We start from the raw sequence: 14,575 nt of genomic DNA, 5'->3' as shown, positions 1-14,575 counted from the left end.
ACGCTCCTGGATGGATGGGAGCCTCGGATTGTGCGAACCCTTGCTTCAATGCCAAACGAATATCTGCTTGTTTGGATATGACGTTTTTCGCATAACGAGCCTAGAACATCCGCATATCTTCGCTCTGGAGATGCTCCATCAGGAAGTCGATGAGCTTTCGCACAGCCGGCACCAGCGCCCGCCGTGCCGGAAACACCATGTGCGCAATCACCGGTGGCGGCCCCCAACCGGGTAGCAACCGCACCAATCGGCCGGCATCGATGTCGGCGCGACACATGTAGTCAGGCAGCATGGTCGCGCCTATGCCGCCCAGCGTGCCGAACTGCAGCGTCGCGAGGTCGTCCGCCACGTAATGCGGGGTGTGGGAGTGCACGTAGCTCTCTCCCTTGGGGCCCTCCAGGCGCCAGTCGCTGCGCCCTTCCCCGTTGACCGACATGGCCGCCGTCGGCAGCTTGCCGAGGTCGGCCAGCGTTTCCACCGGCCCGTAGCGCGCCAGCAGCGCCGGGCTCGCCACCAGCACGCCGCGGCTGTGGCCGAAGGTCTTTGCCACCAGCACAGTGCTGTCCTCGATGACGAGCCGCACGCGCAGCGCGATGTCGATGCCCTCCTCGATCAGGTCGACCGGCCGGTTGATCACCCGCATGTCGATGCGTACCGCCGGATAGCGCGCCATGAACACCGGCATCAGCTGCGCCAGGCCGCTGTGCGCGATGGTGACGGGGCAGCTCAGCCGCACCAGCCCGCTGGGCTCGTTCTGCACCTGCGCCACCGCCTCGGCTGCCGCCTGCGCCGCGTCGCGCATGGCGGACGAATGCCGCAGGTAGATCTCGCCCGCCGGCGTGAGCGACAGGCGCCGGGTGCTGCGCTGCATCAGCTGCACGCCGAGACGCTCTTCCAGGTCGGCGACGCGGCGCGAGAGGCGCGACTTGGGGATGCCTAGCGCCCGGCTGGCGGCTGCGAAGCCGCCGCGTTCGGCCACTTCGGCGAAGAAAACCATGTCGTTGAGGTCCTGCATGGTGGTGATTGTCCCGCAGGTAGAACGATCTAGGCAATTTTTGGGTACTTATCGATCACTAGATCCAAAAATAGAATTCTTCCATCCGCCGGCCACTTTGAGCGCCGACAGCCAACACAGAAAGTGATTGATTGAAATGAAGCTGCTCCACATTGACTCCAGCATCCTCGGCGCCCACTCGACCTCGCGCCTGCTCTCGGCCGAAGTCGTGACCGCATGGCGCGCCGCCCACCCCGACACCACCGTCGAATACCTCGATCTGGCCGTCGACACCCCCTCGCACTTCAGCGCCGACGCGCTGGGCATCAAGACCGGCTTGCAAGAACAGCCGACCGAAGCCCAGCAGCGTGAAAACGCCGTGTCCGAAAAGCTCGTGAGCCAGTTCCTGGCCTCGGACGTGGTCGTCATCGGCACGCCTTTCTACAACTTCTCGATCCCGACGCAACTCAAGGCCTGGATCGACCGCCTGGGACAAGTCGGCCGCACCTTCAAATACACCGAGAAGGGCCCCGTGGGCCTGGCCGGCGGCAAGACCGTCATCGTGGCCTTGTCCCGCGGCGGCATCTATTCGACCAGCGAAGGTGGCCAGGCCATGGAGCACCAGGAAAGCTACCTCAAGGCAGTCTTCGGCTTCTTCGGCATCACCGACGTGCGCGTCGTGCGCGCTGAAGGTGTGGCGATGGGCGACGAAGCCCGGAACAATGCCCTGGCAACGGCCCGCGCCGACATCCTGGTGGCGACGGCGGAAGCCGCGAACCAGCGCGACGCTGCTATCGCTGCCTGAGTTCCGCTCTGGCACCAGTAAAAAAGCCGCCCATCGGGCGGCTTTTTTTCGTCCGGAGACGCAGCGGATCGATCAGGCCGAGTGGCTCTTCACCCAGGCCACGTACTTGTCCATCCAGCCCTGCAAGAACTTCTTCGAGCCTTCGTTGCCGACGTGGCCCTTGTCGTCGAACAGGTCATCCTTGGCCTGCAGGAACACTTCGGGCGCGCCCATCGTGGGCACGTCAAGATAGGCCAGGATGTTGCGCAGGTGCTGCTGCGCCAGCGCGGTGCCGATGGCCCCCACCGAGATGCCGACCACGCCGGCCGGCTTGCCCGCCCAGGCGCTCTGGCCATAGGGGCGCGAGGCCTGGTCGATGGCGTTCTTCAGCACGCCGGGAATCGAGCGGTTGTATTCGGGCGTAACGAACAGCAGGCCGTCGGCCGCCGCGATCTCGGTCTTCAGGCGCTTCACCGGCGCGGACTGATTGCCGTCGTCGTCCTGGTTGTACAGCGGCAGGTCGTCGATGCGCAGGGTTTCGAAGGTGAAGTCCGAGGGCGCGAGATGCGCCAGCGCGAGGGCCAGCTTGTGGTTGAACGAATCCTTGCGCAGGCTGCCGACAATGACAGCGATCCGGGTCTGGGCCATGGGTGAAACTCCTTGAGTGAGAGGGGTCGGAATGACGAACGCGATTATGCGAAGCGCCCAAGACCTTTTCGGGAAAAGTTCATGCAGAGCCGGACGAACGGCGGCAAGATAAACCGCATCCCCCAACCCCATCGAAGCGCAGGACGCTCCCGTGACCCAGTCTCAGTCTTCCTCTTCATCCCCTTCCTCCCATTACGACGTCATCGTCGTCGGCCTTGGCGCCCTCGGCGCCGCGACGCTCTACCAACTCTCGCAGCGCAGCGTGCGCGTGCTGGGCATCGACCAGTTCGCGCCGCCGCACGACCAGGGCTCCTCGCACGGCGATTCGCGCATCACACGGCTGGCCATCGGCGAAGGCGACGAGTACGTGCCCTTCGTGCAGCGCTCGCATGCCATCTGGCGCGAACTCGAGGCCCGCACCGGCAAGCCGCTGATGACCACCACAGGCGGCCTGATCCTCGCGCCGCGCGACCGCGTGGCGGAGCACCACGGTAAATCCGATTTCGTGCGCCGCACCATCGCCTGCGCCGAGCGCTTCGGCATCGCGCACGAAGTGCTCGACGCAGCCGGCATCCGCGCTCGCTTTCCGCAGTTCCACCTGCAGGGCGACGAAATCGGCTATTACGAGCACGACGCCGGCTTCGTCCGCCCCGAAGACGCCATCGGCGCCCAGCTGGCCGTGGCCCGCGCCTCGGGCGCTCAAACACTCACCGGCGAGCGCGTGCAAGCCGTCGAGCCCATCGGCAACGGCGACACGGTGCGCGTGCGCACAGGCTCCGCAAGCTTCACGGCCGACCGCGTGGTCGTCGCGGCCGGCGCGTGGCTCCCCGCCTTCCTTGGCGCGCAGGCGCGAGCCGACTGGCAAGCCGACTTCTCCGTGCACCGGCAGGTGATGCACTGGTTCGACACCGGCAGCGCCACAGCCGACTTCGCACCCGGCCGCTTCCCCATCTTCATCTGGATGTTCGGCGACGGGCCGGAAGACTACATGTACGGCTTTCCGTCTTCCGACCCGTCGCAGCCCGCGCTCAAGGTGGCGACCGAGCAATACGTGGCCGCCACCACGCCGGACACCATCGACCGCACCGTGAGCGCGGAAGAAACCGCCGCCATGTACCGCGACCGCGTGGCCGGCCGCTTTCTGCAGATCGGCGGCCGTGCCCTCAAGGCGCGCGCCTGCATGTACACCGTGACGCCCGACCGCCGCTTCGTGATCGATGCGCTCGACGGCCTGCCCCGCGTGCTCATCGCCTCGGCCTGCTCGGGCCACGGCTTCAAGCACTCGGCCGGGCTTGGCGAAGCCATCGCCGACCACGTGCTGGACCGCCCGAGCGAGCTCGACCTGCGGCCCTTTGCCCGCCAACGCCTGCTGGAGAAAGCGCCAGCCTGAAGCAGGCCCGGGCGATCCCGGGCATCATGCCTTCGATCTTTTTTGTCTGTCTGACTCAGGAGCGAAGCGCGATGAGATTTCTGGTGGTGGGTGCCGGCGCACTCGGTGGTTACTTTGGCGGCCGTCTGCTGGAGGCGGGACGCGACGTCACCTTCCTGCTGCGCCCGCGCCGCGCGGCGCAACTCGCGAAGACCGGGCTGGTGGTGCAGAGCCCCTTCGGCAACCTGCAACTGCCAGCCCCGAAGCACGTGCTGGCCGACGGCATCGATGGCCCGTATGACGTGGTCGTGGTCGGCAGCAAGGCCTACGACCTCGACTCGACGATGGACTCGTTCGCGCCGGCAGTCGGCCCCGACACCGTGATCCTCCCGCTGCTCAACGGCATGAAGCACATCGACCGGCTGGCTGAACGCTTCGGCAGCGAGCGCGTGCTGGGTGGCCTTTGCATGATCTCCGCCACGCTCGACGACGAGGGCCGCGTGCTGCATCTGAACGACATGCACGGCCTGAGCTATGGCGAACGCTCGGGCGGCCGCTCGGCGCGCGTCGATGCCATCGCAGCGCAGTTCGCGGGCGCGAAGTTCGACGCCACGGCCAGCGAAAACATCATGCAGGACATGTGGGAAAAGTGGGTCTTCATCGCCTCGGCGGCGGGCCTAACGAGCCTGATGCGTGCGTCCATCGGCGACATCGTGGCCGCTGGCGGACAGGACGTGGCGCTGTCGATCTTCGACGAATGCTGCGCCATCGCCACGCACAACGGCTTCGCGCCGCGGGCCGCAGCCGTGCAGCGCGGTCGCGCCATCATGACGACTGCCGGCTCGCCAATGACCGCGTCGATGTACAAGGACATGGTACGCGGCGCGGCGGTCGAGGCCGACCACATCGTCGGCGATCTGCTGGGCCGCGCGGCGCCGAGCAACCTGCCAGTGCCGTCGGTGCTGCGCACGGCCTACGTTCACCTGAAAGCCTACGAAGCGCAGCGCGCCCGTACGGCAACCTGAGCGTCATGCGCGACGCGCTGGCGTTCCTGCACACGGCGCAGGTGCATGTGCCGACCTTCGAGCAGCTGGTGGCCGAGATGGCGCCTGGCCTGCGTGTGCGACATCTCGTGCAAGCAGACCTGCTGGCCGACGCGCGTGTCGTGGGCACCGACGACACAGGCCTGATCGCCCGCGTTCACCGTGCCATGCACGAAGCCGCCTCCAGCGGCGCGAAAGTCGTGGTGTGCACCTGCTCGACCATCGGTGCCGTCGCCGAACAAATGCCCACAGGCAATACCTTCAAGGCCCTGCGCATCGATCGCGCCATGGCCGACCGCGCAGTGCGCACCGGGCCGCGCGTGCTGGTTGTGGCAGCGGTCGAAAGCACGCTCGGGCCAACGATGAAACTGGTGCGTTCCGCCGCGGCAAACGCAGGCATCGCGGTGCAGCCGAACACGTTGCTGGTCGAAGAAGCGTGGCCCCATTTCGAAGCAGGCGACAACGCGCGCTACATCGAAACCCTGGCCCGCTCGATCCGCGCTGCGGCAGGCGAAGCCGACGTCATCGTGCTGGCCCAGGCCTCGATGGCCCCCGCGGCCGCCCTGCTCGCGGACCTCGGCATCGACGTGCTCAGCAGCCCCGCGCTGGGTGCCCGACACGCCGTGGCACTGGCTGCTAGTCTGACTTGAGGATCGTCTCCCCCTTCAGCATCCCCATGTCCCGGATGTTGAAGCGGTGCCGCTTCCACCCCTCCCAGGTCCGCCGCATGTGCGTGACGGAGATGAAGTAGTACAGAAACTTGAACATGCCGAGCGGCCCGCGCGTCGGCGTGCCGCGGTAGATGTCGCCGGCCAGCAGCGACATCAGCCCTTCCTTCACGCGGAACGGATTGCCCGGGTGCATGAACATGTCGCGGATGGTCGGGTTGGTCACGCGGTAGATGAACCACGAGTACTCGCGCGGGCCCTTGCGCATCATGGCCTCGAAGTCCTTGCGCGCGGCCGCCAGCTCGGTGGGCCGGTCGAGCGCCTTCGCCACCAGTTCGGCGCCGTCGAAGGCACTGTGCATCGCGAGGTACACGCCCGAGGAAAACATCGGGTCGATGAAGGTGAAGGCGTCGCCCAGCAACAGGTAGCGGTCGCCCGTGGCGTGCGTGCTCGAGTACGAGAAGTTGCCGGTGGCGTGCACCGCGTCGTCGACCAGCGTGGCGTTCTTCAGGCGTTCCACCAGCACCGGGCAGGTGGCGATGGTGTCGTAGAAGAACTCCTTCAGCGGCTTGTCGCGCGTCTTCAGGTAGTACGGCCAGCAGACCGCGCCCACGCTGGTGGTGCCGTCGGCCAGCGGAATGAACCAGAACCAGCCATGCGGAAACCAGCAGATGCTGATGTTTCCTTCCTTCTTGCCTTCGAGCCGTTCGGCATTCGTGAAGTGGCCAAACAGCGCGGTGCTGTTGTGGTCGGGGTTCTTTTCCTTGCAGCGGAATTTGTTGGCCAGCAGCGTGTCGCGGCCGGTGGCGTCGACCACGAAGCGGGCGCGCCAGCTTCGGCGCGCGCCGTCGTCCATTTCGGCCTGCACCGTGGCGCCGTCGGCATCGAAGGCCACGTCGCGCACCTTGCAGCCTTCGATGGTCTGCGCGCCGCGCGTGGCCGCGTTGCGGAACAGCAGCTCGTCAAGTTCGGAGCGGCGCACCTGCCAGGCGGAGTCGAGCGACTTGTCCATGCCCTCGGCAAATTCCACATAGCTGCGGTGCTCGTGTTCGGGCGAGACGAACTCGATGCCGAACTTCGGCATGCCGATCTTGTCGACCTGGTCGCGCACGCCGAGCTTCTCGAACAATTCGACGTTCCCGGGCAACAGCGATTCGCCGATGTGAAAGCGCGGGTGATGCGCCTTTTCGAGCAGCACCACCTTGCGGCCCTGCTGGGCCAGCAGCGCGGCGATGGTCGAGCCGGCGGGGCCACCGCCCACAACCATCACGTCGCAGGATTCATCGGCCGTCTGAGGGGTGGGGGAAGAAGCTTGGGGCAAGGACATGCGTGGACAAGCGACATTGTTAACAAAGGTCAAGCATAGCGCGCCGGCCGCTCGAAGAAAGATAGCAAAGTCGGCTAAGCGGCGCCCGCCGGGCAGCAGCACACTGCAGGCCGACTCCCATCCTCATGCAGGACCGACTCGCCATGCCCATTCTTCGCTCCCTCTTCCTCGCCGTCTTCTGCCTTTCGGCGACGCTTGCCCAGGCCGCGGGCTTCAGCACCATCGAGATACCTGCCGACCAGAAAGGCCCGGCGCTGCACGGCGGCGTGTGGACGCCCTGCGCCGCGCCAGCTGGCGAAATCAGGCTCGGCCGCTCCACCATCTCCGGCGTACGTGATTGCCCGATCGACGGCAGCCGGCTGCCGTTGATCGTGCTGTCGCATGGATATGGAGGCTCGTTCCTCGGCCACTACGACACGGCACAGGCGCTGGCCGACGCGGGCTTCGTGGTCGCCGCCATCAGCCATTCGGACGACAACTCCCAGATCCGGGGCGGCCCGGGCGACAAGATTTCGGCACTCGCAACGCGCACGACGGACATCGCCCGGCTGATCGACCACATGCTCCAGCAGTGGCCCGCGCATGACAGGCTCGCCGCCGGGCAGATCGGCTTCTATGGGTTTTCAAGGGGCGGCTATACGGGCCTTGTGCTCAGCGGTGCACGTCCGAACTTCGAGCGGCTCCCGCCCCTGCCTTCGTCCCCCTGCGCATCGACGCCGGAAGGCCCGGCGTGCGCGCTGATGCGGCAGAGATTCCAGGAACTGCTCGCCTCGCCGCTGACCCGTGACACCCGCATCAAGGCCGCCGTGATTGCCGACCCGCTCAGCATGGTCTTCGATGCCGACAGCCTGAAGAGCGTGACGATACCGATCCAGCTCTGGGCTTCCGAGTACGGCGGCGATGGCGTCACGCCCGAGAACGTGGCGGCAGTTCGCCGCAACCTGCCTGCGCCGCCCGAATGGCATGTGGCAACCGGCGCCGCGCACTTCGCTTTCCTCGCGCCGTGCTCACCGGCCATGGCCAGCGCACTGCCCGAGATCTGCCGCGACGGGCCGGGCTTCGACCGCGTGGCGTTTCATGCCGGGTTCAACGCCGAGGTGGTTGCCTTCTTCAGGCAGCACCTCGCGCCAAAGCCCTAGCCCGCGCGCCGCTGCGACGACAGCCGCCGCACCACAGCCACCAGCCGATCGACCTCGTCGAAGGTGTTGTAGAACGCCAGCGAGGGCCGCACCGTCGTCTCGACACCGAAGCGCCGCAGGATCGGCTGCGCGCAGTGGTGCCCCGTGCGCACCGCAATGCCCTCGTCGTTCAGCGCATGCCCCACCTCCTCGGTGGTGTAGCCGTCGAGCACGAAGGACATCACGCTGGCCTTATCGGCCGCCGTGCCGATCAGCCGCACACCCGGAATCGCGCCGAGCTGCCGCATGCCGTACACCAGCAGGTCATGCTCGTAGCGCGCGATGTTCTCGATGCCGATCTTGTTGACGTAGTCGATGGCGGCGCCCAGCCCCACGGCATCGGCGATGTTGCCGGTGCCGGCCTCGAACTTGTTCGGGATCGGCTGGAACACGGTCTTCTCGAAGGTCACGTCGGCAATCATGTTGCCGCCGCCCTGCCACGGGGGCATGTCTTCGAGCACTTCGCGCTTGCCCCACACCACGCCGATGCCGGTGGGGCCGAACACCTTGTGGCCGGAGAACACGAAGAAATCGGCACCGATGTCCTGAACGTCCACCCGCATGTGCGAGACCGACTGCGCGCCGTCGACCAGCGCCTTCGCGCCCGCACGGTGCGCCAGCTCGACGATCTCCTTCACCGGCACCACGGTGCCCAGCGCGTTCGAGACCTGCGTGACGGCGACGATCTTCGTGCGGTCGTTGAGCAGCTTGCGGTAGTCGTCCAGCAGCACCTGGCCCGAATCGTCCACCGGAATCACGCGCAGCTTCGCGCCCTTGGCGGCGGCGAGCTGCTGCCACGGCACGATGTTGGCGTGGTGCTCGAGGTTCGACACGATGATCTCGTCGCCCTCGCCCACGTGCTGTCCGCCCCAGCTCTTGGCCACGAGGTTGATGGCCTCGGTGGTGCCGCGCACGAAGATCACCTCTTCGACTTCCGGCGCGTTGATGAACTTGCGGACGCGTTCGCGCGCGCCTTCGTAGGCGTCGGTCGCGCGCGCGGCCAGCTCGTGCGCCGCACGGTGGATGTTCGAGTTCTCGTGCTCGTAGAAGTACGCGATGCGGTCGATGACCGACTGCGGCTTGTGCGTGGTGGCCGCGTTGTCGAACCACACCAACTGCCTGCCGTTCACCCGCTCCTGCAGGATCGGGAAGTCGCGCCGCACGGCGTTGACGTCGAACGGCGGGTGCTGGCCGCTGCCGGCCAATGGCACGGCATCGGGCCCGCGCGGATCGGGCTTGGCCGGCGTGACGAAGCCGTTGGGCAGGCGCACCGCATCGACGAAGTAGAACTGCGCATCGCGGCCGGCCGGCGCCGATGGCGGGCTCGGTGGCGAGACGGGCGCGGCCGTTGGCGGCAACGCAAGACCCGCGAACGGATCGTGGATCGCAATGCCATCGGTAGCACCCGCCGATGGATGGCCGTAGCTGTTGCCCACGAAGTAGAACGGCGAGGCCGCGGCCTGCGGCGTCGTGGGCGCATTCACCTGTGGCACGCCTTGCACCGTGCCACCCGAGCGCGGCTCGAAAGCCGGCGCCACAGACAGCACCGTGTCCGGCACGCCATTGCCCGCCACCGCGTGCGGCAACAAGGCCGGCGCGCGGTTCGCAAGCGAAGGCAGTTGCGTGGGCGATGCCGGCAGCACGTTGGCGCCGGGAATCTGCCCTTGCGGAATCGGCGTGCCCGGCACGCTCGGCCCGAAGCCGGCAGGGCTCGCCAGCGGCGAACCCGGCGGCGCAATGTTGGCGGGAAACTGCGCGCCCGGCACCAGCCCGCTCGCCACACCGGGCAGCGAGCTTGGCGGCGTGCCCGGCAGTGCAGCGAACATGGCGCTCGCCATGCGCGCGAGGATGGCCGGATCGAACGGCGCCTCGCCCGGAATCGATGGAGTGCTGCTCACCGCGGCTTACTTGTAGGTGTCGGTGTAGTCGTGGTACTTGCCGATCTCGACGTCGTCGAGCACCGCCAGCGCGTCGGTGGTCAACACCGCGAGCGAGCAGTACAGCGAGATCAGGTACGACGCGATCGCATGGTTGTTGATGCCCATGAAGCGCACCGACAGCCCCGGGCCCTGCTCGCCCGACAGACCTGGCTGGAACAGCCCCACCACGCCCTGGCGCTTGTCGCCCACGCGCAGCAGCAGGATCTTGCTCTTGCCGTCAGCCACCGGCACCTTGTTCGACGGAATCAGCGGAATGCCGCGCCAGGTGATGAACTGCGAGCCGAACAGGCTCACGGTCGGCGGCGGCGTGCCGCGGCGCGTGGCTTCGCGGCCGAAGGCGGCAATGGCCAGCGGGTGCGTGAGGAAGAACGCGGGCTCCTTCCACACCTTGGTCAGCAGCTCGTCCAGGTCGTCGGGCGTGGGTGCGCCGGTCAGCGGAAAGATGCGCTGCTCTTCCGTCACCTGGGCCAGCAGGCCGTAGTCAGGGTTGTTGATGAGCTCGCTCTCCTGGTTCTCCTTGATCGTCTCGATCGTCAGGCGCAGCTGCTCCTTGATCTGGTCGTGCGGGCTGCTGTAGAGGTCGGAGATGCGGGTGTGCACGTCGAGCACGGTGCTCACGGCATTGAGGTAGTGCTCGCGCGGGTTCTCTTCGTAGTCGACGAAGGTGCGCGGCAGCTGGTTTTCTTCTTCGCGCGAGGTGCAGGTGACCTTGATCGACTCGGGGTTCTTGACCTTGTTGACGCGGTAGATGCCCGCTTCCACCGGCACCCATTGCAGCAGGTGCGTCAGCCAGCGGGGGCTGATGGTCTCGAGCTGGGGGACTGTCTTGGTGGCATTGGCTAGCTGTCTTGCGGCGTTGTCGCCAAGGGCGGTCGTACCACCAACTGTTGCGCTCATGGATCAGGGCTCCGGGTGTTAAGGAAAAAGTGGCCGCCAGTGTCCGGCGGCCACGGGTTTTCCCTCAACAGGCTATAGCCGCCAAGTTGATCCTTCTTGCGAGGCGCGATTGCTCCAGTTGCTCGCAGCGCATGAGCAGGCCGACCATGTTGATGCCCAGCGCGGTCGCGAGTTTTTGCGCAGTGACGATCGACGGAATGACACGGCCGCGCTCGATCTCGCCCACGTAGGAGCGGTTCAGATCGGAGCGCTCAGCCAGCTCCTCCTGCGACCAGCCCTTGCCCTCGCGCAACTGGCGAATCGTCACGCCGAAGTCTTCTACAAATGCTTTCATGCTGCCCCACCCGCTTTCGGTGCGTTCTGCAGGCTGGCCTGCGTGACGCTCGCGCCTGGCGGCACGTCGTCGGTAATCCAGACATTGCCGCCGATGACGGCGCCCTTGCCCAGCGTGACCCGTCCGAGGATCGTCGCGCCCGCGTAGATGACCACGTCGTCTTCCACCACCGGATGCCGCGGCAGGCCCTTCTGCAGGTTGCCTTCGGTGTCGGTCGGAAAGCGCTTGGCGCCGAGCGTGACGGCCTGGTAGAGCCGCACGCGCTTGCCGATGACGGCCGTCTCGCCGATCACGACGCCCGTGCCGTGGTCGATGAAGAAGCCCGCATCGATCTGCGCGCCCGGGTGGATGTCGATGCCCGTCTGCCCATGCGAGAGCTCTGCCACGATGCGCGCCAGCAGCGGCAGGCCGAGCTTGTAAAGCTCATGCGCCAAGCGGTGATGAATCATCGCGAGCACGCCGGGGTAGCACAGCAGCACCTCGTCGACGCTGCGCGCGGCGGGGTCGCCCTGGTAGGCAGCGAGCACGTCGCTGTCGAGCAGGCGGCGCAGGCCGGGCAGCGCGTTCGCGAACCGGCGCACGGCTTCGGTGGCCGTGTCGTCGATCTCGCTCGCGGGGCGCGGCTCGTGGCGCGCGTTGAAGTTCAGTTCGAGCCGGGCCTGCACGAGCAGCGCCTGCAGGGCGGCATCGAGCGTGTGGCCGACATAGAAGTCTTCGCTCTCGTGGCGCAGGTCCGGCGGGCCGAGCCGCATCGGAAAGAGCGCACCTTTCAGCGACTCGACGATCTGCGCGAGCGCGTCGCGCGACGGAAACTCGCGCGCACCGGGCTCCCGCGATCGGCGCTGTGAATCGCGCCACTCGTCGCGCACGCCATGCAGCGCACGCACGATGTCGCTTACCTCGAAATGGGCCATGTGTTTTTCTCTCGGGGAACGTCTTGTGTTGGGGATTTCAGTCCTGCACCCACGGCAGCTTGTGGAAACGCCAGCCGTCTGCACCGCCACGGTGCTGGTGCGCGTCGATCTCGCCCTCGAAACCTTCGAGCACGTTGAAGACATTCGTGAAACCGGCCTTGGCAGCCGCCTCGGCAGCCAGTGCGGAGCGCTTGCCGCTGCGGCACAGCAGCAGCACCACGGCGTCCTTGCCGCCGTCTTTCGCCAGCTTGGCCTCGAGTTCGCGCACAAAGCGCGGGTTGCGCGTGAGCGCCGTGCCCGTGGCCCAGGCCACGTGCAGGCTGTCGGGCACGTGCCCGACAAACTTGCGCTCTTCGCCCGAGCGCACGTCAACCAGCACGGCATGGCCCTTCTGCACCAGTTCCCAGGCCACCGGTGGCGTCACGCCGCCGGCATAGGGCCAATTGCTTTCGGCGGCCTTGGCGCGCGCCTGTTCCAGTGCTTCGGGCAAGACGAGTTCTTCTTCAACTTCCACTGACATGCTGTGCGGCTCCTGTTGTGCGTTGGATACGCCTTGATGGCGATAACCACCACTGTAGGAGCCGCACGCCGAAGCTCAAACAACTGAAAAGTCGATTCCTAACAACCATCCGATCTATAGAAACAGGCTCAGGCAGCCGCTTCTGCAGCTTCGGCAGCGCGCACGGCCGGAGCCGTCCGGTCCACGCTCGTCGCGCCATCCACGCCATACGGCACGTCGCCCGCGATCGTCACCCGCCGCACCACTCGGTGCTGGTCGCCGTAGTCATTGATTGCATAGTGCTGCGTGGCGCGGTTGTCCCAGATCGCCACGTCGCCCTGCGTCCAGCGCCAGCGCACCGTGTTCTCCAGGCGGTGCACATGGCTCTGCAGCACGCTCAGCAGATGGCCCGAGTCGTGCGTCGAATGGCCGGCCAGCCTCTTCACGAAATGGCCCAGCACCAGGCTGCGCTCGCCGGTTTCGGGGTGCACGCGCACCACCGGGTGCTCGGCTTCGAGCAGGCGGCGCGTGAACACTTCTTTGTAGCGACGGGCGCCCTCGTCGTTCAGGTCGACCGGCAGGCGCGCGGCGGCGTAGTCGTAGTCGTTGCCGTGGATGGCGCGCAGGCGGTCGGCCAACGCCTTGAGGTCATCGGGCAGGCTCTCGTAGGCCGCCACCGTGTTGGCCCAGACGGTGTCGCCGCCATAGGCCGGGATCACCACCGCACGCAGGATCGACACCTGCGGATAGGCGACCTCGAAAGTCACGTCGGTGTGCCACGAATTGGCGCGACCGCCGTGGCGTGAGTCGAGCTCCAGCAGCCGCGTGCCGTCCTTCGAGGGCACGGTCGGGTGCGGCACCAGTTCGCCCCACAGGCGCCCGAAGGCTTCCTGCTGCGCATCGTCCAGGTGCTGCTGGCCGCGGAAGAACAGCACCTTGTGCTTGAGCAGCGCGGCCTTGATCGACTGGAAAACCTCCGGCTGCAATGCGCCGGAGAGCCGCACGCCGCGCACCTCCGCGCCGATGTGGCCGGCCTGCCGGACGATGTCGAGTTCGTTGTCCTGCGCAACGACCGGGGAAGAAAGAATGGCGCTCATCGAAGGTCCTCTTTGGTTGATGGAAGAAAGGAAAGGAACAAAGGCTCAATAGGCAAAGCGCAGGCCGGCAGGCAAACCACCCACCGGATACAGCGGCGCTTCGGTCGGTGGCGGCGTGCCCGCGAACTCGCGCAGCACCTCTTCCTTGACGTGGGTGAAGGCCAGGTCTACGCGATTGCGCGGATGTGCAAGCTCCACCGGCACGATGCGGCGGATGCGCCCGGGGCGCGGCTCCATCACCACCACCTTGTCGCCAAGGTACACGGCCTCCTCCACGTCGTGCGTGACGAGGATCATGGTGATGCCCTCGGCCTGCCAGATGCGGTGCAGCTCCTGCTGCAGATGCGCGCGCGTCATCGCGTCGAGCGCGCCGAAAGGCTCGTCGAGCAGCAATATCTCGGGCCGGTTCACCAGCGCCCGCGCAATCGCCACGCGCTGCGACATGCCACCCGACAGCTGATGCGGATAGGCACTCTCGAAGCCCTTGAGCCCGACCAGCTCGATGTGCGCCTGCACCTCCTTGCGCTTCTGCTGTGCACCGAGCCCGGCATTGAGCAGGCCCAGCGCGATGTTGTCCCGCACCGTGAGCCACGGGAACAGCCGGTGCTCCTGGAACACGATGCCGCGGTCGAGGCTGGTGCCGACGATGCGATTCCCGTCGATGAGTACCTCGCCGCGGTAGTCCGCTTCGAGGCCGACGATCAACCGCAGCAGCGTCGACTTGCCGCATCCGCTGGAGCCCACGATGCTGACGAACTCACCCGGCGTGATGGTCAGGCTGATGTCGTCGAGCACCTTCAGCGGTGCGCCCTCGACCTCGTATTGCTTGCTGAGCTGGCGTATTTCCAGCGTGGCGGCGTGTGCCATTGCGTTGTTCTTTCTT

General features: G+C 66.7%; 15 protein-coding genes. 5 read left to right on the top strand and 10 right to left on the bottom strand.

The annotated features are described in order from the left end of the window. Positions 1–100: 100 nt before the first annotated feature. Entirely contained in the window at positions 101–1,015 is a 915-nt protein-coding gene (locus tag ACZYSP_RS00875) for a LysR family transcriptional regulator (protein ID WP_093074682.1), read from the bottom strand. Between the two features lie 136 nt (positions 1,016–1,151). Between ACZYSP_RS00875 and ACZYSP_RS00870 the strand changes: the two genes are divergently transcribed. After that, complete coding sequence (locus tag ACZYSP_RS00870) at positions 1,152–1,799, top strand: FMN-dependent NADH-azoreductase (protein WP_093054621.1); 648 nt, start codon at positions 1,152–1,154, stop codon at positions 1,797–1,799. A 72-nt stretch (positions 1,800–1,871) separates the two neighbouring features. On the opposite strand, the gene ACZYSP_RS00865 is transcribed toward ACZYSP_RS00870, so the two are convergent. Further along, entirely contained in the window at positions 1,872–2,426 is a 555-nt protein-coding gene (locus tag ACZYSP_RS00865) for an NADPH-dependent FMN reductase (protein WP_093054619.1), read from the bottom strand. Between the two features lie 151 nt (positions 2,427–2,577). Between ACZYSP_RS00865 and solA the strand changes: the two genes are divergently transcribed. The 3 genes from solA (at position 2,578) to ACZYSP_RS00850 (ending at position 5,488) form a co-directional block, all read left to right on the top strand. Further along, the gene (gene solA, locus ACZYSP_RS00860) at positions 2,578–3,816 is read left to right on the top strand and encodes an N-methyl-L-tryptophan oxidase (RefSeq protein ID WP_093074686.1); all 1,239 of its coding nucleotides are present in this window, start codon (positions 2,578–2,580) and stop codon (positions 3,814–3,816) included. Positions 3,817–3,887: 71 nt separating this feature from the next. Then, the gene (gene panE, locus ACZYSP_RS00855; RefSeq protein WP_093074689.1) at positions 3,888–4,820 is read left to right on the top strand and encodes a 2-dehydropantoate 2-reductase; all 933 of its coding nucleotides are present in this window, start codon (positions 3,888–3,890) and stop codon (positions 4,818–4,820) included. A gap of 5 nt (positions 4,821–4,825) precedes the next feature. Next, entirely contained in the window at positions 4,826–5,488 is a 663-nt protein-coding gene (locus tag ACZYSP_RS00850) for an aspartate/glutamate racemase family protein (RefSeq protein ID WP_093074692.1), read from the top strand. Here ACZYSP_RS00850 and ACZYSP_RS00845 read toward each other — a convergent pair. Further along, complete coding sequence (locus tag ACZYSP_RS00845; RefSeq protein ID WP_093074694.1) at positions 5,475–6,833, bottom strand: NAD(P)/FAD-dependent oxidoreductase; 1,359 nt, start codon at positions 6,831–6,833, stop codon at positions 5,475–5,477. The genes ACZYSP_RS00850 and ACZYSP_RS00845 overlap by 14 nt on opposite strands. Before the next feature lie 143 nt (positions 6,834–6,976). Between ACZYSP_RS00845 and ACZYSP_RS00840 the strand changes: the two genes are divergently transcribed. Continuing rightward, positions 6,977–7,972 (top strand): alpha/beta hydrolase family protein, encoded by a 996-nt coding sequence (locus tag ACZYSP_RS00840; protein WP_093075236.1) that lies wholly within the window; start codon positions 6,977–6,979, stop codon positions 7,970–7,972. On the opposite strand, the gene ACZYSP_RS00835 is transcribed toward ACZYSP_RS00840, so the two are convergent. From ACZYSP_RS00835 to ACZYSP_RS00805, 7 genes are all read right to left on the bottom strand, one after another. Next, positions 7,969–9,849 carry a family 2A encapsulin nanocompartment cargo protein cysteine desulfurase gene (locus ACZYSP_RS00835; RefSeq protein ID WP_256216684.1) on the bottom strand — a complete coding sequence of 627 codons (1,881 nt, stop codon included), beginning with the start codon at positions 9,847–9,849 and terminating at the stop codon, positions 7,969–7,971. The genes ACZYSP_RS00840 and ACZYSP_RS00835 overlap by 4 nt on opposite strands. Positions 9,850–9,915: 66 nt before the next feature. After that, the gene (locus ACZYSP_RS00830) at positions 9,916–10,848 is read right to left on the bottom strand and encodes a family 2A encapsulin nanocompartment shell protein (RefSeq protein ID WP_093054609.1); all 933 of its coding nucleotides are present in this window, start codon (positions 10,846–10,848) and stop codon (positions 9,916–9,918) included. A gap of 64 nt (positions 10,849–10,912) precedes the next feature. Then, a complete protein-coding gene (locus ACZYSP_RS00825; protein WP_081269389.1) occupies positions 10,913–11,182 on the bottom strand; it encodes a helix-turn-helix domain-containing protein in 270 nt (89 codons plus the stop codon). Further along, on the bottom strand, positions 11,179–12,096 hold the full coding sequence (epsC, locus tag ACZYSP_RS00820; RefSeq protein WP_093054607.1) for a serine O-acetyltransferase EpsC: 918 nt from the start codon (positions 12,094–12,096) through the stop codon (positions 11,179–11,181). Before epsC ends, ACZYSP_RS00825 begins: the two co-directional genes overlap by 4 nt. A gap of 37 nt (positions 12,097–12,133) precedes the next feature. Continuing rightward, positions 12,134–12,616, bottom strand: a complete 483-nt coding sequence (locus ACZYSP_RS00815) for a rhodanese-like domain-containing protein (protein WP_093074697.1) — start codon at positions 12,614–12,616, stop codon at positions 12,134–12,136. A gap of 128 nt (positions 12,617–12,744) precedes the next feature. Further along, positions 12,745–13,692, bottom strand: coding sequence for a TauD/TfdA dioxygenase family protein (locus ACZYSP_RS00810; RefSeq protein ID WP_093074700.1), 948 nt, complete (start codon positions 13,690–13,692; stop codon positions 12,745–12,747). A 45-nt stretch (positions 13,693–13,737) separates the two neighbouring features. Next, positions 13,738–14,559, bottom strand: coding sequence for an ABC transporter ATP-binding protein (locus ACZYSP_RS00805; RefSeq protein ID WP_093074703.1), 822 nt, complete (start codon positions 14,557–14,559; stop codon positions 13,738–13,740). Between the last annotated feature and the right edge of the window lie 16 nt (positions 14,560–14,575).

It is taken from the genome of Variovorax sp. F042 (genome assembly GCF_057814215.1).
The sequence above is the reverse complement of the archived record's forward strand: the minus strand, read 5'-3'. Positions and strand labels throughout refer to the sequence as shown.

What these genes read in the sequence shown, in the direction of transcription:
- ACZYSP_RS00815 (WP_093074697.1), bottom strand. Translation starts at nt 12,616, where the DNA reads ATGTCAGTGGAAGTTGAAGAAGAACTCGTCTTGCCCGAAGCACTGGAA.
- ACZYSP_RS00805 (WP_093074703.1), bottom strand. Translation starts at nt 14,559, where the DNA reads ATGGCACACGCCGCCACGCTGGAAATACGCCAGCTCAGCAAGCAATAC.
- ACZYSP_RS00845 (WP_093074694.1), bottom strand. Translation starts at nt 6,833, where the DNA reads ATGTCCTTGCCCCAAGCTTCTTCCCCCACCCCTCAGACGGCCGATGAA.
- ACZYSP_RS00830 (WP_093054609.1), bottom strand. Translation starts at nt 10,848, where the DNA reads ATGAGCGCAACAGTTGGTGGTACGACCGCCCTTGGCGACAACGCCGCA.
- ACZYSP_RS00850 (WP_093074692.1), top strand. Translation starts at nt 4,826, where the DNA reads ATGCGCGACGCGCTGGCGTTCCTGCACACGGCGCAGGTGCATGTGCCG.
- ACZYSP_RS00835 (WP_256216684.1), bottom strand. Translation starts at nt 9,849, where the DNA reads ATGGCGAGCGCCATGTTCGCTGCACTGCCGGGCACGCCGCCAAGCTCG.
- ACZYSP_RS00810 (WP_093074700.1), bottom strand. Translation starts at nt 13,692, where the DNA reads ATGAGCGCCATTCTTTCTTCCCCGGTCGTTGCGCAGGACAACGAACTC.
- ACZYSP_RS00840 (WP_093075236.1), top strand. Translation starts at nt 6,977, where the DNA reads ATGCCCATTCTTCGCTCCCTCTTCCTCGCCGTCTTCTGCCTTTCGGCG.
- ACZYSP_RS00825 (WP_081269389.1), bottom strand. Translation starts at nt 11,182, where the DNA reads ATGAAAGCATTTGTAGAAGACTTCGGCGTGACGATTCGCCAGTTGCGC.
- panE (WP_093074689.1), top strand. Translation starts at nt 3,888, where the DNA reads ATGAGATTTCTGGTGGTGGGTGCCGGCGCACTCGGTGGTTACTTTGGC.
- ACZYSP_RS00875 (WP_093074682.1), bottom strand. Translation starts at nt 1,015, where the DNA reads ATGCAGGACCTCAACGACATGGTTTTCTTCGCCGAAGTGGCCGAACGC.
- ACZYSP_RS00870 (WP_093054621.1), top strand. Translation starts at nt 1,152, where the DNA reads ATGAAGCTGCTCCACATTGACTCCAGCATCCTCGGCGCCCACTCGACC.
- ACZYSP_RS00865 (WP_093054619.1), bottom strand. Translation starts at nt 2,426, where the DNA reads ATGGCCCAGACCCGGATCGCTGTCATTGTCGGCAGCCTGCGCAAGGAT.
- epsC (WP_093054607.1), bottom strand. Translation starts at nt 12,096, where the DNA reads ATGGCCCATTTCGAGGTAAGCGACATCGTGCGTGCGCTGCATGGCGTG.